Here is a 19,006-nt window from a genome sequence, read left to right on the forward strand (position 1 = left end):
ACCTCAAAGCAGTGCTTTGGGCAAGCTGCGGCTAGCTTCCTAGTTTGCTCTTTGATTTTCATTGAGTATAAATGGTAAAATCTGATTTAAAGGTCTTGTTTAATTTCTCTATTGTATCACTATCATTATATTCCTTACATATTCTCATAGCTTTGGAACATTCTTTTTTACCTAACTCTACTTGATTCGTTTTGATGAGATAAATACCTTTTAAAAAAAGCAAATAATTCTTTTCAAAATAATATCCTTGTCTGGTCAGTAAATTTTCTAAATCATCTATAAAAAATTGAGCGCTATCTAACAAATTATTTTTTAATAATAATTCTAAATTAAATAAATATAAAGGAATTACTCTATGTGTTCCCATATCTGTTTTTAAAAAATGTCGTGTTTTCTTGATTACAGCTCTATAAGGAGCATATCTATTATGCACCCCCCTATGTCTCTTGGGAAAGGGGAACTAATGAGAATCACAATAGGCTCATTCGGAGATGGTTACCTAAAGGAACTAAGAAAACGACTCCCAAAGAAGTCGCATTCATCGAAAATTGGATTAATAACTATCCTAAAAACACTTGAACTACAAGTCCCCCAGAGAAGACTTCTTGATGGATAACTTGAACTTGAAATTTGGCAATGAAATACAGACTATACAAATTGATTAGGGAATTTAAAACATAGTAGATTGAAACTAGAATAGTACACCTCTACTTCTAATACTCTTCGAAAATCAAATTCAAACCACGTCAGCTTCCATCTGCAACCTCAAAACAGTGTTTTGAGCAGCCTGCGGCTAGCTTCCTAGTTTGCACTTTGATTTTCATTGAGTATAAAACATTCTTAGAAATCGATTTGACTGTCCTGATCGATTTATCCTGTTCTTATTTCATTTCACTATAATTTCTAACAATATTTTAAAAACTGAACCGTACTATTTCAACTTCCATAAATTACAATATTGATAGGCACAGTTCCCATACCTGTCCAAATTCGAATAACGTTTAGTATAAATTAGAATATGACTACAACATCACAAATAATTAAACTATCTATAATATCTACGATGTAACATATACATAGGAAGCACCGTTATCAAGAGCGCCAAGGCTATCAACCAGATAAGATGAAGATACAAACCTGTCACCTCACCTCCCCATATAATACGAATCATGCAGGTAGCGTGATACAAGGGAGAAAACCAAGTCAAATCACCAAGTATTGGGGGCAAGGAAGTAATGGGAAAGAAGGTATCTGAAAACATATAAAGAGGACGGATTACCAAAACATTGTAGTAATTCAGAAATTCCCTAGACGGTGCCAAGTAGGTAAAGATTAGTCCTAAAACACCAAACAAATAACCCACTATAAATAAAATCAGAGGAATCAATAACATCAAGACATGAAAATGCGCTGTGATAAGCATGGAAATCAGCCAAAAAATCCCACCGAAAATCACTGCACGAATACCTGCCCAGATAGCCTGACCCACCACAATATCACTCGTATTGATTGGCGTCATCAACATAGCATCATAAGTCTTTTCAATCTTATACTGGATAAAGGCATTGACCGTTGTTTCTGCGGTGGCCGCAGACATGGCAGTCGCAGCAATTAAACCTGTAATGACAAAATCACGGTAGAGCATACCGTTAACATGCGTCAAGTAGGCACCAACTCCAAATCCCATTGCTAAAAGATAAAAGAGGGGGTCGATAAGGTTGGGGACAATTGAAATTTTAAATAAATTTCTAAAACTCATGTAGTTGCGTACCACAACGTGTCCGATGGACTGAAATGATAACTTAAACATGCAAGTCCTCCTTCTCTGTCCCAGTCAACCCCAAAAAAAGCGTCTCAAGGTTGTCAGCATCATACTTGATGAGCAAGTCTTCTACAGTTCCTTCTTCTTTGATAGTCCCTTGGTGGAGCATCAGCACCCTATCTGTCAAATATTCAATCTCATTCATATAGTGGGAAGTAATAATGATAGAAACACCTAATTCCTTCAACTCCAAAAGTTTATCCCAAATAATATTGCGGGATTGAATGTCTAAACCAACTGTCGGTTCATCTAAAATGATAATATCAGGCCGATTGATGAGAGCTCTTGCCAAGACAAGACGTCGTCGCATCCCACCCGACAGCTGATTCACCATCTTTTGCGCATGTTTGCTCAGTTGAACAAAATCCAAGAGAGAATCGATTCTCTCCCTAAGTTCGACAGATGAGATACCATAACATAGACCGTGAGCAAAAAGATTATCATAAACATTCAAGGTCATGTCCAGCATATCCTCCTGCCCTACAATACCCAGACAAGATTTACTCTTACGACGATTGGTTTCAATATTTTGCCCCAAGATATCAATCTCTCCTGAGGAAATTGAGGTCAGTGAGTAAATCATCTTTAAAGTGGATGTTTTGCCAGCACCGTTGATTCCCAAGATACCCAAACACTCTCCTTCTCCCAATTCAAAGCTAATTCCCTTGACAGCTTCATAAGAACCATATTGCTTTTTTAGATTTTTAACACTTAACTTCTTCACTCTTTCTTTCCCCCACAAATAGAGCATGTTGGATACTTTGTTAATTCATCAAAATGTTGTTCGAATGTTATAAAGTCAATTGAGAATCTTTTATTAAATGTTAGCAATGCTTCGTATCCCCAAAAAATATATCTTAAAATTTCAAACGAAATAAAATACCCTTGAAATAGACAAGCAGGACCTAAAGCACCATTCGGAGTTCTGAACATCTCTAGTTCCAATGAATTTGTCATTGTACGAACGGTCTCCAACTCTTCAGCATACTCAGGAATTTTTTCCAAATCCTCTAAAAACTGACAGTAATAGCACGCTGCTTTATACGGAATAATTGAATATACTTTCCCATTTTTCTTACCAACCACAGCAGACAGACATAATTTATTGTATTGAACACAAGCTTCATTGACCCAAAAATCAATATAGCCTGTTGGATAATCTGCAACATTTACTACGATATCACATTTTGAAGTTTTTATTAACTCATCAACATCCTCTTTTGAACCTATCTCTTTATCAAGTACCTCAAATTCAATTAAAGGATTAAACTTTCTAAGCGACTCTTTTGCAGCCTCTACTTTTCTTTTTCCAATATCAGATGTCGAATACAAAATTTGTCTATTGAGATTACTAGCTTCGACCGTATCAAAATCAACTGCTGTAATATGCCCTATACCTAATTCAGCCAATGCTAGACAGATATTACTTCCTATACCACCAATACCTAAGATCAAAATACGCGTCTTTTTTAATTTTAACTGATAATCATATTTTGTTAAAGATAATGTATCTAAAGTATTAAAAAAGTTAAGATTTACGGAATATCTGTCCAATTCTTCTGAAGTTAATTCAGTTGTAGTAACAAAATTATCCTCCAAATACCCTAGTGTATCTAGTAAAGAAATACTTTCTTCTACCTCATTAGGGGACAAGCTATCAACTAAGCTACAAATTTCATTGATTGTGTATTGTCCATCGAGAAGCTTAATGAGCTGAGTATACTTCTCATCCAGATTCTCAATCTCAATACCATAATCTTTTCCTATACCTAATCTAATTTTATCCTTTAAAAATAGGACACTATGAATATCTTTAATTTTAGGTAAATTCAATTCTATTTCCTCCTAAAATAGACAAAAGGAATGGAAAAATCCATTCACTTTTGAAAAAATGTTGAGAATGTAATCTTAAGATTAACGTCCTTCAACTGTGGATACTGCTGCAATTACTTTTGTAATTTTACCTCCATTTAAACTCAGACAATAAAATTTAAAATATTCTCTAGTAAAACATTTTAAAAATCTATTTATCTTGTGCTTTAATTATAGTATAATAAAAGATAGAAAATCATCGATATATGAAATTTGGAGAAAATTTTTATGGAACCAGATATTTTCATCATCACAAAACTCTTATCAGACCCTTCTCGGATGCACATTTTAGATATTCTAATGGATGGAAAAGCTCACACGGTTAACGAAATTGCCAGCTTTACCAAAATCAAGCAACATACTGTCAGCTATCACCTCAAATTACTTACCGAAGCACAGGTAACCACTCTACAAACCTATGGACGTTTTCATTATTATTCTTTAAAAAGTGCTGCCATTGCAGAAATGCTGGAATTTCTCAGCTTCTACTCTCCTCAGCGTGATGTCAAAAGTTATAAACAACACATTCACAAAAAGGAATTAAAGGTCGCTCGCACCTGCTATGACCATATTGCTGGTGAGCTTGGCATTTCCATTACCAATTATCTCTTGCAAGAAAATCTCCTCAGCGAATCAGAAAAAGACTTCCAACTCACTGAAGCTGGGAAGTCTTATTTCCAAAGAAAATTACACATTGATACGGATGAATTGAAAAAGAAAAAACGGAAATTTTGCCCTAAATGTTTGGATTGGAGCGAACGTAAAAATCATGTCGGCGGAGCTCTCGGCAATGCTCTTTTAGAATTTTTCAGTGAAAAACAATTGGTCATCCCTGCACAAACGCCACGTTCACTTACCATTACAGAGCAGGGCAAAGAATTCCTCGAAAAGGAGTGGGGGATTTAAACATGGATTTTTAAGCAAATAACTGTCCATACCAATTCTATAACAACCTCTCTATTCCCCTTACTCTCCCAACTGGGCACTGTAGGCGATAATCTGATCAACCGTATCAGACAAGAATTGGATGGTATCACGAAGTGGTTTATCTGTTGAAATATCCGCTCCGATAATCATGGCTGACTCAAGTGGTGTCTTACTACCACCTGATTTGAGAAGTTTGAGCCAGTCTTCAGCTCCAGTTTCTGAATTTTTTAGATGAAGGTAACCAGCAGTCGAGATGACTAGTCCAGCTGAGTAAGTGTAACTATACAAGCCCATGTAGTAGTGAGCTTGACGCATCCAAGTCAAAGCTGCATCATCGTCAATTTCAATGGCATCTCCCCAGAAATCCGTCAAAACTTCCTTCATAATACTGTTGAGTTTGCTTGCTCCAAAGGTCTCCCCTTCTTCAATCAATGTACACACCTTACGCTGGAAGGCTGCTTCCAAAAGGTGAGTGATAAAGTTATGGAAGTAGGTGTCTGTCAAGCGGTGAGCCAGAGCGAAGCGTTTTTGACGAGGGTCGTCAGATTGGTGCTCCAAGTAGTCACTGAGTAGCAATTCATTGAAAGTTGACGGCGCTTCGACATAGTAGGTCGACATGTGAGCATTGAAGTAACTCTGATGATTGTCTGAAAAGATGAATTGACCAGAATGCCCGATTTCATGAATCAAGGTATAGACATCGCTCAAACGACCTGTCCAGCTCATGAGGACATAAGGGTGCACGCGATATGGATCCGCCGCATAACCTCCGGAATCCTTGCCACTATTGGCAGCAAAGTCCACCCAGCGCTCTTCTTGATAGCGAGCAACTTCCTGACAATATTCTTGTCCCAAAGGTTCTACCGACTTCATGACCAAATCATAGGCGTCGTCAATGGTCACTTGAGGATTGAGGGCACTATCCAAATCCAATTTCCAGTCTGCAAAGGTCATCTTTTCAAGACCATTAACCTTGGCAACATGCTTGAGGTATCTCTGAGCGACTGGTGCAAAATCCTTCATGATGAGGTCAATCTGGCGGTCAAACATGGCACGGTCCACTTCCTGCTCAGCTAGAAGATAATCAAAAACTGATTCGTAGCCCTTCATATCTGCCAATAGTTTTTCAGACTTGACTTGGGCTAGATAGGCTGCTGCAGCCGTATTTTGGTGCTTACGAAGACCTTCTGAGAAGGAACGGAAAGATTTTTCACGAACCTCAGCGTCCTCATGGTTTTGGTAGAAATTCTCATAGGTCACAAAGCTGTTTTTGTAGGTCTTGCCATGGGCTTCAAAGTCAGCCATTTCAAAATCCCCAGCACGCATCTTAGTATAAATATCCTGCGGACTGTAGAAAACTTCACCCAGATTGGTCAAGGCTTTTTCCACATCAGCCCCTAGATAGTGGGCTTTTTTGATTTTTGCCTGACGAATAGCTGCGGTCAAATGTGGTAATTCACCCAAACGGTCCAAGACTTCCTTATCAGCTTCTACCAAAGCATCGTCAAAAAAGGTCAATACTACGCTGGCATCTGTTTCAAATTCCATCCCAGCTTGGGCAATATTGGCAAATTCGTCATTGCTATAGTCTGTCGTCTGCGGCATAAAACCATAGTTACCAATATGGCTCATCTGGATGTAGATTTGTTCCAATTCCGCAAAGGCCTTTTCAAAATCCTCAAAAGTATGAAGATTACCCTTGTAATCACGGCTAAATTGATTGATGTCTTCGCGAGCCTTCTCGATTGCACGCAAGAAATCTTCACGGTCTTGGTATAGAGCTGTTAAATCCCAAAGTTCCTTTTCTGGAAACTCTGAACGGTGTTTTTGTTCCATTTTCTTCCTCTTATTTCTCTAATTCTAATAAAACACTAAGGGCTGATAAAGCGTAAAGTGGTGCTGTTTCTGCTCGCAAAATACGAGGACCAAGTCCTGCAAGAACCGCTCCCTTAGCTTCAAAACTCTCAATTTCTGCAGGTGAGAGACCGCCTTCTGGACCAAAGATAAAGAGCAATTTATTTCCCTTCTCGAGTCCAGTAACTGCTTGTAAAAGCGCAGCAGCTTCTCCTTCTTTAGCCGATTCTTCATAGGCTACTATGATAGAGTCAAACTGGTCCAGCTGAGCTAGAAAATCTGCTTTTTTCTCGAAAAGTTTAATACTTGGTACAATATTACGCTTGCTTTGCTCGGCTGCTCCAAGGGCAATTTTTTCTAGTTTTTCAACTTTTTTACCCAATTTCTTGCCATCCCACTTGGCAACTGACCAGTCTGCAGGAAAGGCCCAGATTTGGCTAGCACCCAGTTCGGTTACTTTTTGAGCGATGAACTCCAACTTGTCTCCCTTGGGAAATCCAGATGCGATGGTCACTTGGACTGGCAGTTCCGCATTGTCAGCCAATTCTTGGATCAACTCAAACTGACGGGCTTCCACATCCAGCACGCGCGCCAAGCGCTTGATGCCATCCTCAAAGACCAAAGTAACCTCATCATCTTCTTTCAAGCGCATAACCTGAAACATATGCTTGCTGGTTTCCTTGTCCTCGATAGTGACAGGAGAGATAGCACTGCCTTTTACAAAATACTGCTGCATGCTAGCCTCCAATCACACCAGAGATATCCTTGGTTTTCTTAAAGACACAGGTATTCCATTCCCCTTGAACCATGTGAGTTTCGAGGAAAAATCCAGCTGATTCAGCCAACTCGCGCACCATATCCCACTTATCCTTGATAATGCCACTCATGATCAGGTAACCTTCATCCTTAACCAAGCGATAAGCATCCTCTGTCAGATGAATGAGGATATCCGCCAAGATGTTTGCCACGATGACATCTGCTTCAATCTCCACGCCTTTAAGCAAATCGCCTGCCGCTACATGGATATTTTCCATTCCAGGGTTGAGCTCAATATTTTCCTGAGCCACACGAACTGCCACATCATCCAGGTCATAGGCGAAAATTTCTTTAGCCCCCAGAAGCGAGCTGGCAATAGAGAGAACCCCTGAACCAGTTCCCACATCTAGCACCGTTTCGCCACCACGAAGAACCTGTTCCAAGGCAAAAAGGCTCATCTTGGTAGTTGGGTGGGTTCCCGTACCAAAAGCCATGCCAGGATCCAGCTTGATAATTTTTTCTCCCGCAGTCGCCTCATAGTCTGTCCAAGAGGGAACGATGGTCAAATCATGAGTGATGCGAGCAGGTTCATAGTATTTCTTCCAGTTGTCTGCCCAGTCTTCCTCAGCCAAGGCAGTCGTACCTATTTTTAACTCTCCCAAATCCATAAAATCTGTCAATTCTGCTAGACGAGCCTGCAAATCCGCCTCAACCACTGTCACATCCACCGTGTCAGGGTAGTAGGCTGTCACTACGATTTCTTCTTGCTGCTCCACCTCTGGGAAAATCTCTCCAAAGCGGTCCACATTTCCCACATAGTCCATACTGTCTTCGATTGCGACTCCTTGCGCTCCCAGCTCAATCAAGAGATTGGAAACCAACTCCTCTCCCTCACGCTTCACTGTAACTTTTAACTCTTGCCATGTTTCCATTATTAATACCAAGCCCGTAAAACACAAAACCAAAATAGGAAATTCTCTGAAGACACTTGTGTCTAAGAGAAGTTTATCTTTTTGGCACAGTGTTTAGGGCGGGTTCAGTTTAGAAATGTAACTGAACCATCCTTTCTATTTCTCTATCAATTTTTTCATGTAGACCATATCCATATCTTCTTTTTCAGCCTCAATGCGGATTTGACGATAGCCGTTTTTCTCGTAAAAAGCAACCATGCCTGCATCCTGTAACACCGTACACAAATCCCATTGTGTGATGGTTGGAAATTCTTTTTCCAGTAAGCTTAAACCTTTAGATCCATACCCTTTTCCTTGATACTGAGGCAAAATCGCTGCCGTTCCCAACCAAGCTTTCGTTAACTCGGCATTGGTCTGAACTCGTAAAAATCCGATGTTTTCTTCATCTTCTTTTACAAAGTAGTAATAGCTATTGGGACGCTCGACTAATTTCCACTTAATTCGTTCGCAGTCCTCGAGATAAGGGTCATATTCATCATGGTATTTTTCATAAACAGCCTTAAAGCTGGCTCTCTGAATTGCAATAATAGTTTCTAAATCCTCTGCTCCCACTCGAACAAGTGTTATCATAAACTTTCCTCCAAATAATCTCTCAATCTTCCCTGCAACTGAGGCACTGCCTGTTTAGAATTGAGAAATTCCTCAATAGGCATCAATTTATAGCCCTGTCCTTCATCTCCGAAGATGATATTGTCAAATTGTTCTTGTCTTAGCTGACCAACCATAAAGACCGATTTCTTGCCTTTAAAAATTACGCTAGGATAAATCTTGCTCCAAAGCAGACAGTCTTCATCTAAATTAATTCCCAGTTCCTCATAAACTTCACGCCGAGCGCATTCAAAAGGGCTTTCGTCCCCTTCACGGCCACCACCTGGCAACTCCCACATGTTGGGACAAGGGATATCGTCCTTGTCATCACGCAAAATCGTCAGTAGCTTATCCCCACAAAAGAGGGCAATCTTGCAACCTTGGAAATCCATTCTGCTATTCAATAATTCCATGATATTTACTCTTTTCTATGATAACAATTACTCTCTAGGAAAATACGAGCTAGCTTTCTTCGATTACTTTTTGGCACTCTGCATCCCAGTATGCTTGCCATCTGCCATGTTTTTTAGCAAAATAAACCGTAAACTCATCATTTACATAATCTGCAACATAGCGAAGATTAGGCGGGTTTTCCTCACCACTTAATATCCAAGGATGGAAGTAAAAGGTTTTCTCCCACCTCTTCTGAGTATAGCCGAGATCCTTGGCATACTGAGGGATGGGTTGTTGCATCTCACTTTCCAAATAGGACTGAATAGCATTGTCAATACTATTTAAACGAGCTAATAGTTGCTGAAACTGCTCTTCTTCCTCCGTCTTAAAACCAACTAGAAATTCAAGTTCTGTGATTTTCCCATCCTCAGCATAGCGTCCTTCCTCATTAACAAGGCGACGAGCTCCTGACTTCAATACTCTCTCGAAATCTAGATCCGCAAAGCGATTGCGGGGAAGAATATCAACTGACGGCTCAGTTTTAGCTGACCTGCTCCTGAAAAACTGTTTGACTTTTTCTAGCATAATCTCCCCCTTCTCCTTGAATTCATTATTTAAAAATGTCCACTTAGAATCTTTTCTAATACCTCGGATAAGGGTAAAATTCTCCCTCTTCCAAGCCAACTTTTCCTTCTTCAAAGACTTCTTGGTTCCATTCCATGACAAATTCCTCTGCTTCTGGGTCTTCCAAAAAGTCCATGAGGACATCTAGCCCAACCTCAGCAGTATCTTTAAGGAAAAGCGCAAAATAAGCTAAAAATTCACGGGAAAATCCTTTTTTAGGCAGGTAAGGAATAACAGTCAAATAGTCTTCCTCATTGACTGTTGACTTGGCAGGATTGTAGAAAAGGACCGCTTCCTCAAAAAGAATGTCATCTGATGAAACCTCTCCGTCTTCATCCACCATCTCCACACCTGCAGCATTTTGCGCTTCCAATAGAAAACTCACTTCTACCGCATGGTTGCGTTTGTCCCAACTAATCTCAAAATCAAAGGGAAAGTTCTTGTCCAACTCTTCCTCTAAAATATCTAAAAATCCGTATGTTGCCATTTTGTCCTCTTTCTATGCGACTCTTTAATCGCCCCGATTGCTCGGAAATATGCTAAAATAGATACTACCATCTTACCACAAAATTATTTTATGTCCTAATTATACCATATTACCTCATTTAAACCCTTGGTATCAGTGATTTTCTTAAAAGTCTGATTTCTTCATTTCTCATAAAAATCAATATAAAAAGCCCTCGAAAGGGCTAATAAATCTATAAAATCAATAGGCGAGTAACTAGCACAAGTGGACGTGCTTTTTTATTGACTATTACCACGATACCACGCTTAATCTTAGGCTTGAACTTTCTTATCTGCAATAGCGTCTGTCAAAGTCTGAGAAAAGTTAAGTCCCATTTCTCGTCCCAACTTATCTGCCCATTTTGGTATGGTCAAAGTCTTTTTAATGGGTTCCTGACTTCCTAGGTATTCTGATACATCAACAGATACCATAGAAATAAAAGATTTATCAAGGTCATAGGTTGACACGAAATTGTCATCATCTTTAAAAGGATCATTATCAATTAAAGACAAGCTATTGATATCTGATGGCTGAGGTAACTCTCCATCACTCTCTATCAAATCTGCAACAGTTATCCCTAGCCACTCCGACCCCATAGCCAAAGCCTCAGAAATCCCCTCTCCTTGTGTAGCTGAGTATTCAAAATCTGGGAAATGGACAAAATAAGTCGCTTCTGTTCCGTCTGTGTCGTCATAATAAAATAAAGCTGGATACGTAACTAACATTTCACTACCTCCATATCAAAAAGCAGGGGCTGAATTTTACAACCCAGCTTGCTTTCTTATCCCTCTTTCAGTGTACTTATTCAGCTCACCATGAAGGATTGTGATAGGTCTTTCCCCTTGCTTTTCCATTTTAATATGGGAGCCTTTACCGCCTCTAGTCTTTATCCAACCATGGGCCGTAAGGAGTTTAACCATCTCTTTTTGTGTCATAGGCATAGCGCTTTTACCTCCTGACAACACCATTATAACACGTGTTACACGTATTGTAAAGGAGTGATACTTATTATTCTATTATACATAAAAGCCCCTAGATGTGGTTCTAAGGGAAGCCAATTTATTCATACCTATTTTTCTAATGAGTAGTAAAAACTGCTTCTTTATCGAGCAATTCATCATCTGTATAGTCAATTGTAAAAGTATCTCGATCTAAGACAGATTGAGGCGGAGTTGAATGAATCATAGGAACACTGCGTACTCTATATTTTTTATCTCCAATTTTTACAAACTGATACTCTTCGAAAATCTCTTCAAACCGCGTCAACGTCGCCTTACCGTACTCAAGTACAGCCTGCGGCTAGTTTCCTAGTTTGCTCTTTGATTTTCATTGAGTATGATTAACTCTCAAGTCTTCGAAATCAGGATTTTCAACAGTTATTACAAGGAGGCGATTTACTACTTCAAAAACATCAATTATTCTATTTTTCATATTTTTTCAACCCATTATTAGAATGAACTTCTTGGTAAGCAAAATCAAGTTTAGATTTAATGTTTTCGTACAAATCTAAAATCTCTTTTGGAGTATCTTCCCGGAAGAAAAGTTTTCTTTTCCCTGAAATAACTTGATCACTAAGAATCCAATGACGAATTTGTTTTGTAAAAATCAAAATTTCCTGACTTGGTAGTTCCATCATTTCCATTGCTTATCACCTCTCTTTTCATTATAGTTCATACAATGACATTTAGCAATATTATTTCTCAAGTCAGCACTTCCACTTCTTTAGGCTCAACTATCCTATTTTGAGCTTTAAGGAAAATCAAATCTCTCATGCTGATACCTCTCCTTATTAAATTAAATAGTAAAAAAGATTCTATCTCACTCCCTGATTATTACAAAACCATTGAAATATCACAACTAATAGGCTAGAATGGACATAGTAAGATATAGTAGATGAGTCATTCTACTCAAATCCACGTTAGAAAGGACTGTTATGCCAGACAATCTCGCGCTTCGTATGCGCCCTAAAACCATCGACCAGGTCATCGGTCAGGAACATCTGGTCGGACAAGGAAAAATCATCCGCCGCATGGTAGAAGCCAACCGCCTGTCCTCCATGATTCTATATGGCCCTCCGGGAATCGGCAAGACCAGTATTGCCTCTGCCATCGCTGGGACTACTAAGTATGCCTTTCGAACTTTCAATGCGACAGTTGATAGTAAAAAGCGATTGCAAGAAATTGCGGAAGAGGCTAAATTCTCTGGTGGTCTCGTCCTATTACTAGACGAGATTCATAGACTAGATAAAACCAAGCAGGACTTCCTCTTGCCTCTCTTGGAAAGCGGACTGGTCATCATGATTGGCGCTACGACTGAAAATCCTTTCTTCTCTGTCACTCCTGCCATTCGTAGCCGTGTTCAAATTTTTGAGTTGGAACCTCTGTCTAACCAAGACGTCAAAGAGGCCCTGCAGATAGCTCTAAGTAACCCTGAACGTGGTTTTGATTTTCCAGTAGAACTAGATGAGGATGCGCTGGATTTCATCGCAACCTCTACAAACGGAGACCTTCGCTCTGCCTTCAACTCACTGGACTTGGCTGTTCTCTCTACCCCTGAGAATGACAAGGGCATTCGCCACATCACCTTAGACATCATGGAAAATAGTCTTCAGAGAAGCTACATCACTATGGACAAAGATGGGGATGGACACTACGATGTCCTCTCAGCCCTGCAAAAGTCTATCCGTGGCTCGGATGTGGATGCTAGTCTCCACTATGCTGCCCGCTTGATTGAGGCTGGTGATTTGCCAAGTCTCGCTCGACGCTTGACCGTTATCGCCTATGAAGATATCGGTTTGGCCAACCCTGAGGCCCAGATTCATACCGTGACTGCTCTGGATGCTGCACAAAGGATTGGATTCCCAGAAGCCCGCATTCTCATTGCCAATGTCGTGATTGATTTGGCCCTTTCTCCAAAATCCAACTCAGCCTATGTAGCTATGGATAAGGCACTTGATGACCTCAAAACATCAGGGCACTTGCCTATTCCGCGACACCTGCGTGATGGGCACTACAGTGGAAGCAAGGAACTTGGCAATGCCCAAGACTATCTCTATCCACACAACTATCCTGGAAATTGGGTCAAGCAAGACTATCTGCCAGAAAAAATTCGTAATCATCACTATTTCCAAGCAGAAGATACTGGTAAATATGAACGGGCCTTGGCTCAAAGAAAGGAAGCTATCGACCGTTTGCGAAAAATCTGAAATCCTTTTCAAAAAATTGCACTTTCCTCTTGATTTTTTTTGAAAAAGTGGTATCATATAAGTATAGAAACGCTGTGGTGTACGACTTCACACTTAAGTGTTGACCGACTATTTTTTGTATTATTAGGGAAACAAAAGTCTTCTAACAGCATGTAGGCCGTCTCACACGGAAACAGCTTCAGTTAGAGCGAGTTGCCCACCTGCTTAATTGCGCGGGTTCAATACAAACCGTGAAGTTTCGGCACCAATACAGCTTTTTTCTTTGCCTCCTTAGCTCAGCTGGCAGAGCAGCGGACTCTTAATCCGTGGGTCACAGGTTCGATCCCTGTAGGGGGCATCTACATACAACAGGAAAAGCCTTGAGTAAAGGCTTTTTTGTTGATTTGGTCAACTTTTGGTCAATAATTCTATTTTTTAACTAAACTCATTAAAACTGCACGAACTTTATTATTTTCAATATCAGCCTTTTCCTTTATAAGATGTCCATAAGTTTCAGTTATCTGTTTAATATCTCGATGACCCATTAACTTTGAAACAGCCCAAATATCAACACCCATTGCTAACATCGTTGAACAATACGTGTGTCTCAGACCTGTACTTGTCATGTTTTCAGGATAAATTTTTAAGGTTTTTAAAATTTGTTTTAAATGCTTATTAACTCCTGCATTTGTTACAACATCATGATTCAAATCAATAAAAATCATATTTTCATTATTTGTAATCATCCCATTTTCAATGAATACAGATTGTTCTTTTTTAATTTTTTTAAAAATTGTTAATGTATCTTCATCAATTGGAACTGTACGAACTGAATCTTCTGTTTTAGGATTTGTCCAACGTTTTTTTATAGTATCATATCTCCTATAAGTTTTGATTTCTGAACTTTCCCACAACACACAATCCCATGTAAGTCCTGCAACTTCTCCTGCACGCAATCCTGTTTTTAGTTGAATCAATAGTAAATACGGAACAATTGAAATAGTTAAATCAAGATTATTTTCTAAATATGTCACTAATTTTTGATAGTCATCAAAACTATGAATATATTTTTCATCTCTTCGTTTTTTGGGGAGACGTCCTGAAAGAATAGCTCCCTCAGTAAAATCTTCAATATTAAGCTTATCTCGTTTAGCAAACACAATCACATTTCTAATTTCCGAATTCAATCTTCTAACATTGTCTCTGCTATTGGTTTCAGCATACTTATTAAGAAAAGCTTGATATTCACTTGCTTTTATTTTAACTGCTGGTTTATCATTAAAATATGCTTGAATGAATTTACCACGCAATAAATGTTTGTTTAAAGTAGACTCTGCTTTTCCAATAGGTTTGACTGTTAATTCTAACCACTTCTCCCATAGTGCATAGAGTGTAATATTTTTATCAATTATTGCACCATCAATCAATTTTAATTCAAGAGGGAGTGCTTCAATTTCTGCTTCTCTTTTTGTCTTAAATCCTGAATTTGAAGCAACCACCTTTTTATTTTTATCAAATATTCTATAATCCCATAAATTCTTTTTCCCACGTTTTCTAAATGAAACTGCCACGATTACCTCTTTCTAAAGACGATAACCAAGATATTATCTTGATTATCCTATCATAATCTGAAGATTTCTGCAAAATTTTCTTCAAAAAATTGTTTCGTTTTGCTAGCTAAAAAGTAGTACCGTCCACCCTGACTCTCTGGATATTTCACAAATCCTTCTTTATTTCTCTCAACATCAATTCTTGAACGAATATCCTGCTTGTAGAGAACATTCTCTAACAGCCAAGGTCTAGAGACTGAAACCATCTCTAAAACCTCTGATAAGCTCATATATTGCCCTTCTGAAGCTTTCTTCTTTAAGTTAAGATATTCATCTTTTTCAACTATTATATGAGTTTCTGGAAGTTGTACTTCTAAATTATCTATTTTAATTAAAATTTTGTTGATCATATATTTTTTCTCCTTTCTGAAAAAGAATTTGAAGATTTAGCTGCTTATAAGCAGGGTGATGGAAATCATTTGTCAATCCATTCCTCACCCCTAAACCCCTTAATTTCCGAATATAATCTTTATACTTTCTTGACTCTTTGATCTTATATCCGAATTTTAAGGCATATTCTGCTTTCTTTATGTTCACTATTCTCTCTAAAAACAACAAAAAACAAGCCATTTCTGACTTGCTTTTAATTCTTAATATGCACTTTTTTGGTATTCATTCCATAATGCCTGAAGTTCATCTGCATTTTCTAAGACATACTGTCTTACTATCTTCATATCTTTTGACTTTAGTTTTCCATCTCGAAGTTCACCATTCAAAAACATTGATCCAACTTCTTCGCCATGAATATAAATATGAATATGAGCCATCTGACCTTTATGGTTATGTTCGTTCGGACGAATTTCAATACCATACTTTAAGAAAGAATACTTAGGCATGTAATAACCCCACGTAGTCCTTCCACGTTTCAAGGTAGTTATCACGATTCAACTCAATTTGTTTTTGGGCAAATCGAACATCATAGTCTGCTAAATCAAAATCCTCTAGGACTTCACCAGTAAGAATACTAAATGTTCCAATCAATTCATCATCATCATACATACGCAAAATAGGATTGTTAGGATTTTTACAAATATCATCTTTTGTAACTTCCAAATTTGTCACACCAAATTCTTTTATCATGATTCCTTCTCCTTTCACTTTCTTTTATTATATCACTTTTTCTAAAATTGTCACTTACACTAATAATTCAATTCAGATAATTTACTTTTAACACGTTTCAAAAGTTCTCTTGTTTCTTCCGTAGTACAATAACCTTCAAGAGAATCTAAACGTTCATGTATTTTTCTTAAAACTGGAAATACTTCTAAATGACTTTTTAACTTAGAATTACTACTAGATAAATCAAAATTTTCCACTTCCAATCTTGTTACTTCTTGAGTTAATTTTGAATTTTGAAGTACAAATTCTTTCATCAAATTCATTGTATCTAAAATTTCTCTAGCTTTTGTAGTATTTTGATACAAAATTTCTCTCAACAGTTTCTCTTGTATCATTCTACCATAAATATATTTTGTATCTTCTTTTATAGAAGCACATCCTTTAAACAATCTATTAAATTCTATTTCACGTTCTTTTGACAATGCCTTCATTTCAGCTTTAAGACTACTATTATCTCGTACTAGTATCTCGTACTAGCTTAACCAAAATTCCTACTAGTAAAATTATCATCACAACAATTCCACTAACTATTACCCAATCCATAACTAGATACTCCTTAATAACTTTCTATTTCTGTCTTATTATCTTTCTCAAAAAGGAAAAACAAGGTAGGAGCTAACCTACCTTGCTATTTTTCTAATCAAATTTACGCTTACCAAGGACAGTTGCAACTAGTCCTACAAATCCCCAAATAGTCGCAAAAATTGTACTTGCTGTTCCAGTATTCGGAAGAACTTTTAGTTGTCCTTCTTTATCCTTCAAAGCGATTGTACCGTCTTTCTGCTTCACAGCACCTACTTCATAAGGCTCTTTTTCAACATAATTTCCTTCGTCAGTTTCGATCACTACTTTTCCTTGATTCGTAGAAACCACTTTATGACCAGTGTTTGTTTCAATAGGTTTCTCTTGAATTTCTTCCTTTGTTACATTCAATGGTTTAGGATCATCAGATTCCTTCACACCTACATTATTTTCTGCCTTCTTCTTATCTTCCTGAACTTGTGGTGATTCTACTTTTTCTGAATCAGCAGATGGCTTATTTTCTTTTGGTTGCTCACTTGGGGTTGTTGGCTCGACAACTACACCTGTATTATCATGTTCCTGATTCTTATCAGTGTCTTTTCCAAGATCAGCAGATGGCTTATCTTCTTTTGGTTGCTCACTTGGAGTTGTTGGCTCGACAACTACACCTGTATGATCTCCGTTTTCTTCCTTATCAGACTCCTTACCAAGTTCTGTAGCAGAATGTTCTACGCTTGCTGATGGTTGTGTTTCTGTTGGCTGTTCTGAAACTACCAATCCAGAATTATCTCCATTAGAAACTACACTTCCACCCAAAGTTAATTCATCAGCATATACTCCACTTGCAACTGTACTCAACACAGCTACAGACAACAATGTTACAAATTTCTTATTCATTTCTTTTTCCTCTTTTTTCTTTATTTTCCAATCACATAATAAAAATTTTTAGCTTCATCAGCACTAAATACTCGATAGTCTGTTATCCCAGTTCCTTGTCCACTTCGAACAAAGTTACATTCAGAAATCAATATTGAGCCATCATCTTTTACATCTTCTACAAAGGCTACATGACCATAAATTGGGTGACCACCTGCCTGCCTGCCTTGGAAGCTAACAGCAGAATGCTTTGTAGGAGTATTAGAAACTTCATACCCTGACTTATGCGCCCAGTCTTGACCATTGCCCATGTATGGATCAAAATGAATCCCGAATTCTTTAGCACGATTAAATACATACCATGTACATTCCCCATACGGATAAGACTGAGTAATATAACCTTCTTTTGTTATTTCTTTATCAATCGAATATCCACTAGGTATCTCCATAGCCACTTGACCAGCAGGAATATCTAAGCTACCAGCTATTGCATTCCCACTTGACGAACCATCAGATTCAATCGTACCTTTAAAGATTTCATACCACTTCTTACTATCCTTCTCCAGCTTTTCTAATTTTGTCTGACCGTCTGAAAGTGAGACACCTTCATAATGTTCAGACCAATATTTTGCACTTTCAAAAGGATCAGTCGCTTTCTGCATATAGTCTTTGACTTTTTTATAGCCATGATTCAACTCATAAGACATCAATTCCAGTTCCACCGTACTATCTAAAGTACGAGAACTAGCATTTCTCCATCTATCACCATTGATAGTATTATCCCAACCTGACCATTGAAAGTAACCAGCAACCCCACCTGATGGATTCGTTAGTTTAGGATCAAAGCCACTTTCTCTTTCAGCATTGGCAAGAGAACCACTAGCACCCTCTAAAGTAAATTTCTCCTTAGAAAGTTGCCAGTTTAGAATCTTAATGACATCTTCTGCTCTTTCAACAGAGATATTCGCTTTTTGAGCTACCTCTTGCGCTGTTAATCGTGTTCTTTTTCCAGTTGTAGAATCAGATAAGCCACCAGTAGAAACAACTCCGATAACACTTAAAATAATTAAGAGAATCACTAAAAACGTAGGTATAAGACTTGCGAAAAAGAATCCCAAGTGTTTCTCTGTTTTGTTCCCCATTAAATTTCAACCTTTTTCCTTTTTTTAGCTTTCAATTTTTTGGTTTGTTTACTTAAAATTGCTTTAGAAGTTATTTCTTCATTTTTAGGATTTTTTACAACTGTTTTTCTTCGTCCTACATCTTTTGGATTGACCGTTTTCGGAGTCTTTATCTTCTGCTTCACTGAGCCTTCCTTATTCTCTTTAAATGGCTTCTGATTTTTCTTCAACCGTTCTTCCTTTAGCCGTTGAATTGACTCAC

Annotated in this window: 24 protein-coding genes, 1 tRNA gene and 2 pseudogenes; 4 read left to right on the forward strand and 23 right to left on the reverse strand. The window is 38.1% G+C overall.

The window, feature by feature from the left end; genetic code table 11:
- Nucleotides 1–58: 58 nt before the first annotated feature.
- A complete protein-coding gene (locus HT736_RS00445; protein ID WP_240147720.1) occupies nt 59–367 on the reverse strand; it encodes a hypothetical protein in 309 nt (102 codons plus the stop codon).
- A gap of 44 nt (nt 368–411) precedes the next feature.
- Between HT736_RS00445 and HT736_RS11435 the strand changes: the two are divergent.
- Nucleotides 412–681: pseudogene (locus HT736_RS11435) on the forward strand (IS30 family transposase); the annotation flags it as partial.
- 364 nt (nt 682–1,045) lie between these two features.
- Here HT736_RS11435 and HT736_RS00450 read toward each other — a convergent pair.
- From HT736_RS00450 to HT736_RS00460, 3 genes are read right to left on the reverse strand one after another with little or no spacing between them, the layout of a single operon-like run.
- Nucleotides 1,046–1,810: an ABC transporter permease gene (locus HT736_RS00450; RefSeq protein ID WP_000475591.1), complete on the reverse strand. Its 765-nt coding sequence runs from the start codon at nt 1,808–1,810 to the stop codon at nt 1,046–1,048.
- On the reverse strand, nt 1,803–2,573 hold the full coding sequence (locus HT736_RS00455) for an ABC transporter ATP-binding protein (protein ID WP_172930639.1): 771 nt from the start codon (nt 2,571–2,573) through the stop codon (nt 1,803–1,805). The genes HT736_RS00450 and HT736_RS00455 overlap by 8 nt, the downstream gene beginning before the upstream one ends.
- Complete coding sequence (locus HT736_RS00460) at nt 2,543–3,655, reverse strand: ThiF family adenylyltransferase (RefSeq protein WP_172930640.1); 1,113 nt, start codon at nt 3,653–3,655, stop codon at nt 2,543–2,545. The genes HT736_RS00455 and HT736_RS00460 overlap by 31 nt, the downstream gene beginning before the upstream one ends.
- A 267-nt stretch (nt 3,656–3,922) precedes the next feature.
- On the opposite strand from HT736_RS00460, the gene HT736_RS00465 reads away from it, so the two are divergent.
- A complete protein-coding gene (locus tag HT736_RS00465) occupies nt 3,923–4,600 on the forward strand; it encodes a metalloregulator ArsR/SmtB family transcription factor (RefSeq protein WP_000433071.1) in 678 nt (225 codons plus the stop codon).
- A gap of 60 nt (nt 4,601–4,660) precedes the next feature.
- Here the strand turns inward: HT736_RS00465 and pepF are convergent, their stop codons facing one another.
- The 11 genes from pepF to HT736_RS00520 form a co-directional block, all read right to left on the reverse strand.
- Nucleotides 4,661–6,457, reverse strand: a complete 1,797-nt coding sequence (pepF, locus tag HT736_RS00470; protein ID WP_172930641.1) for an oligoendopeptidase F — start codon at nt 6,455–6,457, stop codon at nt 4,661–4,663.
- 10 nt (nt 6,458–6,467) lie between these two features.
- Nucleotides 6,468–7,211 (reverse strand): 16S rRNA (uracil(1498)-N(3))-methyltransferase, encoded by a 744-nt coding sequence (locus tag HT736_RS00475; RefSeq protein WP_101514655.1) that lies wholly within the window; start codon nt 7,209–7,211, stop codon nt 6,468–6,470.
- A 1-nt stretch (nt 7,212) separates the two neighbouring features.
- Nucleotides 7,213–8,163: a 50S ribosomal protein L11 methyltransferase gene (gene prmA / locus HT736_RS00480; protein WP_023940752.1), complete on the reverse strand. Its 951-nt coding sequence runs from the start codon at nt 8,161–8,163 to the stop codon at nt 7,213–7,215.
- Between the two features lie 135 nt (nt 8,164–8,298).
- Entirely contained in the window at nt 8,299–8,772 is a 474-nt protein-coding gene (locus HT736_RS00485; RefSeq protein ID WP_119943619.1) for a GNAT family N-acetyltransferase, read from the reverse strand.
- On the reverse strand, nt 8,769–9,203 hold the full coding sequence (locus HT736_RS00490) for an NUDIX hydrolase (protein WP_172930642.1): 435 nt from the start codon (nt 9,201–9,203) through the stop codon (nt 8,769–8,771). The genes HT736_RS00485 and HT736_RS00490 overlap by 4 nt, the downstream gene beginning before the upstream one ends.
- A gap of 49 nt (nt 9,204–9,252) precedes the next feature.
- Complete coding sequence (locus HT736_RS00495) at nt 9,253–9,768, reverse strand: hypothetical protein (protein WP_119942920.1); 516 nt, start codon at nt 9,766–9,768, stop codon at nt 9,253–9,255.
- Between the two features lie 55 nt (nt 9,769–9,823).
- A complete protein-coding gene (locus HT736_RS00500; protein WP_000257089.1) occupies nt 9,824–10,294 on the reverse strand; it encodes a DUF3013 family protein in 471 nt (156 codons plus the stop codon).
- 290 nt (nt 10,295–10,584) lie between these two features.
- Nucleotides 10,585–11,037 (reverse strand): type II toxin-antitoxin system HicB family antitoxin, encoded by a 453-nt coding sequence (locus tag HT736_RS00505; protein ID WP_101514652.1) that lies wholly within the window; start codon nt 11,035–11,037, stop codon nt 10,585–10,587.
- Between the two features lie 36 nt (nt 11,038–11,073).
- Nucleotides 11,074–11,253 carry a type II toxin-antitoxin system HicA family toxin gene (locus HT736_RS00510; protein ID WP_001132284.1) on the reverse strand — a complete coding sequence of 60 codons (180 nt, stop codon included), beginning with the start codon at nt 11,251–11,253 and terminating at the stop codon, nt 11,074–11,076.
- Between the two features lie 136 nt (nt 11,254–11,389).
- Nucleotides 11,390–11,578: a hypothetical protein gene (locus HT736_RS00515; RefSeq protein ID WP_000196536.1), complete on the reverse strand. Its 189-nt coding sequence runs from the start codon at nt 11,576–11,578 to the stop codon at nt 11,390–11,392.
- 154 nt (nt 11,579–11,732) lie between these two features.
- Nucleotides 11,733–11,954, reverse strand: coding sequence for a hypothetical protein (locus HT736_RS00520; protein ID WP_000425689.1), 222 nt, complete (start codon nt 11,952–11,954; stop codon nt 11,733–11,735).
- A gap of 291 nt (nt 11,955–12,245) precedes the next feature.
- Between HT736_RS00520 and HT736_RS00525 the strand changes: the two genes are divergently transcribed.
- Together HT736_RS00525 and HT736_RS00530 are read left to right on the forward strand one after the other, a co-directional pair.
- Nucleotides 12,246–13,517, forward strand: a complete 1,272-nt coding sequence (locus tag HT736_RS00525) for a replication-associated recombination protein A (RefSeq protein ID WP_119942918.1) — start codon at nt 12,246–12,248, stop codon at nt 13,515–13,517.
- Between the two features lie 264 nt (nt 13,518–13,781).
- A tRNA-Lys gene (locus tag HT736_RS00530) sits at nt 13,782–13,854 on the forward strand.
- Between the two features lie 70 nt (nt 13,855–13,924).
- Here the strand turns inward: HT736_RS00530 and HT736_RS00535 are convergent.
- The 8 genes and pseudogenes from HT736_RS00535 to HT736_RS00570 form a co-directional block, all read right to left on the reverse strand.
- Nucleotides 13,925–15,067: a site-specific integrase gene (locus HT736_RS00535; protein ID WP_050207467.1), complete on the reverse strand. Its 1,143-nt coding sequence runs from the start codon at nt 15,065–15,067 to the stop codon at nt 13,925–13,927.
- A 50-nt stretch (nt 15,068–15,117) separates the two neighbouring features.
- On the reverse strand, nt 15,118–15,456 hold the full coding sequence (locus tag HT736_RS00540) for a DUF771 domain-containing protein (protein ID WP_050207466.1): 339 nt from the start codon (nt 15,454–15,456) through the stop codon (nt 15,118–15,120).
- 240 nt (nt 15,457–15,696) lie between these two features.
- Nucleotides 15,697–15,942 (reverse strand): DUF4160 domain-containing protein, encoded by a 246-nt coding sequence (locus HT736_RS00545; RefSeq protein ID WP_001127471.1) that lies wholly within the window; start codon nt 15,940–15,942, stop codon nt 15,697–15,699.
- Nucleotides 15,935–16,186 (reverse strand): hypothetical protein, encoded by a 252-nt coding sequence (locus HT736_RS00550; RefSeq protein WP_050207463.1) that lies wholly within the window; start codon nt 16,184–16,186, stop codon nt 15,935–15,937. The genes HT736_RS00545 and HT736_RS00550 overlap by 8 nt, the downstream gene beginning before the upstream one ends.
- Nucleotides 16,187–16,245: 59 nt before the next feature.
- Nucleotides 16,246–16,656, reverse strand: a complete 411-nt coding sequence (locus HT736_RS00555) for a hypothetical protein (protein ID WP_240154015.1) — start codon at nt 16,654–16,656, stop codon at nt 16,246–16,248.
- Between the two features lie 205 nt (nt 16,657–16,861).
- Entirely contained in the window at nt 16,862–17,644 is a 783-nt protein-coding gene (locus HT736_RS00560; protein WP_138707280.1) for an LPXTG cell wall anchor domain-containing protein, read from the reverse strand.
- Nucleotides 17,645–17,664: 20 nt separating this feature from the next.
- Entirely contained in the window at nt 17,665–18,765 is a 1,101-nt protein-coding gene (locus HT736_RS00565; protein WP_050207458.1) for a phage tail tip lysozyme, read from the reverse strand.
- Nucleotides 18,765–19,006: pseudogene (locus HT736_RS00570) on the reverse strand (hypothetical protein); the annotation flags it as partial. The pseudogene HT736_RS00570 and the gene HT736_RS00565, both read right to left, overlap by 1 nt.

It is taken from the genome of Streptococcus sp. 339, assembly GCF_013277285.1.
In the GTDB taxonomy this organism is placed as follows: domain Bacteria; phylum Bacillota; class Bacilli; order Lactobacillales; family Streptococcaceae; genus Streptococcus; species Streptococcus pseudopneumoniae.

Bases quoted from the DNA above. Each gene is read 5' to 3' on its own strand.
- HT736_RS00555 (WP_240154015.1), bottom strand. From the start codon at position 16,656: ATGAAGGCATTGTCAAAAGAACGTGAAATAGAATTTAATAGATTGTTT.
- HT736_RS00455 (WP_172930639.1), bottom strand. From the start codon at position 2,573: ATGCTCTATTTGTGGGGGAAAGAAAGAGTGAAGAAGTTAAGTGTTAAA.
- HT736_RS00485 (WP_119943619.1), bottom strand. From the start codon at position 8,772: ATGATAACACTTGTTCGAGTGGGAGCAGAGGATTTAGAAACTATTATT.
- HT736_RS00505 (WP_101514652.1), bottom strand. From the start codon at position 11,037: ATGTTAGTTACGTATCCAGCTTTATTTTATTATGACGACACAGACGGA.
- HT736_RS00520 (WP_000425689.1), bottom strand. From the start codon at position 11,954: ATGGAAATGATGGAACTACCAAGTCAGGAAATTTTGATTTTTACAAAA.
- HT736_RS00525 (WP_119942918.1), top strand. From the start codon at position 12,246: ATGCCAGACAATCTCGCGCTTCGTATGCGCCCTAAAACCATCGACCAG.
- HT736_RS00450 (WP_000475591.1), bottom strand. From the start codon at position 1,810: ATGTTTAAGTTATCATTTCAGTCCATCGGACACGTTGTGGTACGCAAC.
- HT736_RS00495 (WP_119942920.1), bottom strand. From the start codon at position 9,768: ATGCTAGAAAAAGTCAAACAGTTTTTCAGGAGCAGGTCAGCTAAAACT.
- HT736_RS00560 (WP_138707280.1), bottom strand. From the start codon at position 17,644: ATGAATAAGAAATTTGTAACATTGTTGTCTGTAGCTGTGTTGAGTACA.
- HT736_RS00465 (WP_000433071.1), top strand. From the start codon at position 3,923: ATGGAACCAGATATTTTCATCATCACAAAACTCTTATCAGACCCTTCT.
- HT736_RS00545 (WP_001127471.1), bottom strand. From the start codon at position 15,942: ATGCCTAAGTATTCTTTCTTAAAGTATGGTATTGAAATTCGTCCGAAC.
- HT736_RS00445 (WP_240147720.1), bottom strand. From the start codon at position 367: ATGGGAACACATAGAGTAATTCCTTTATATTTATTTAATTTAGAATTA.
- prmA (WP_023940752.1), bottom strand. From the start codon at position 8,163: ATGGAAACATGGCAAGAGTTAAAAGTTACAGTGAAGCGTGAGGGAGAG.
- HT736_RS00490 (WP_172930642.1), bottom strand. From the start codon at position 9,203: ATGGAATTATTGAATAGCAGAATGGATTTCCAAGGTTGCAAGATTGCC.
- HT736_RS00540 (WP_050207466.1), bottom strand. From the start codon at position 15,456: ATGATCAACAAAATTTTAATTAAAATAGATAATTTAGAAGTACAACTT.
- HT736_RS00510 (WP_001132284.1), bottom strand. From the start codon at position 11,253: ATGCCTATGACACAAAAAGAGATGGTTAAACTCCTTACGGCCCATGGT.
- HT736_RS00500 (WP_000257089.1), bottom strand. From the start codon at position 10,294: ATGGCAACATACGGATTTTTAGATATTTTAGAGGAAGAGTTGGACAAG.
- HT736_RS00565 (WP_050207458.1), bottom strand. From the start codon at position 18,765: ATGGGGAACAAAACAGAGAAACACTTGGGATTCTTTTTCGCAAGTCTT.
- HT736_RS00475 (WP_101514655.1), bottom strand. From the start codon at position 7,211: ATGCAGCAGTATTTTGTAAAAGGCAGTGCTATCTCTCCTGTCACTATC.
- HT736_RS00550 (WP_050207463.1), bottom strand. From the start codon at position 16,186: ATGATAAAAGAATTTGGTGTGACAAATTTGGAAGTTACAAAAGATGAT.
- pepF (WP_172930641.1), bottom strand. From the start codon at position 6,457: ATGGAACAAAAACACCGTTCAGAGTTTCCAGAAAAGGAACTTTGGGAT.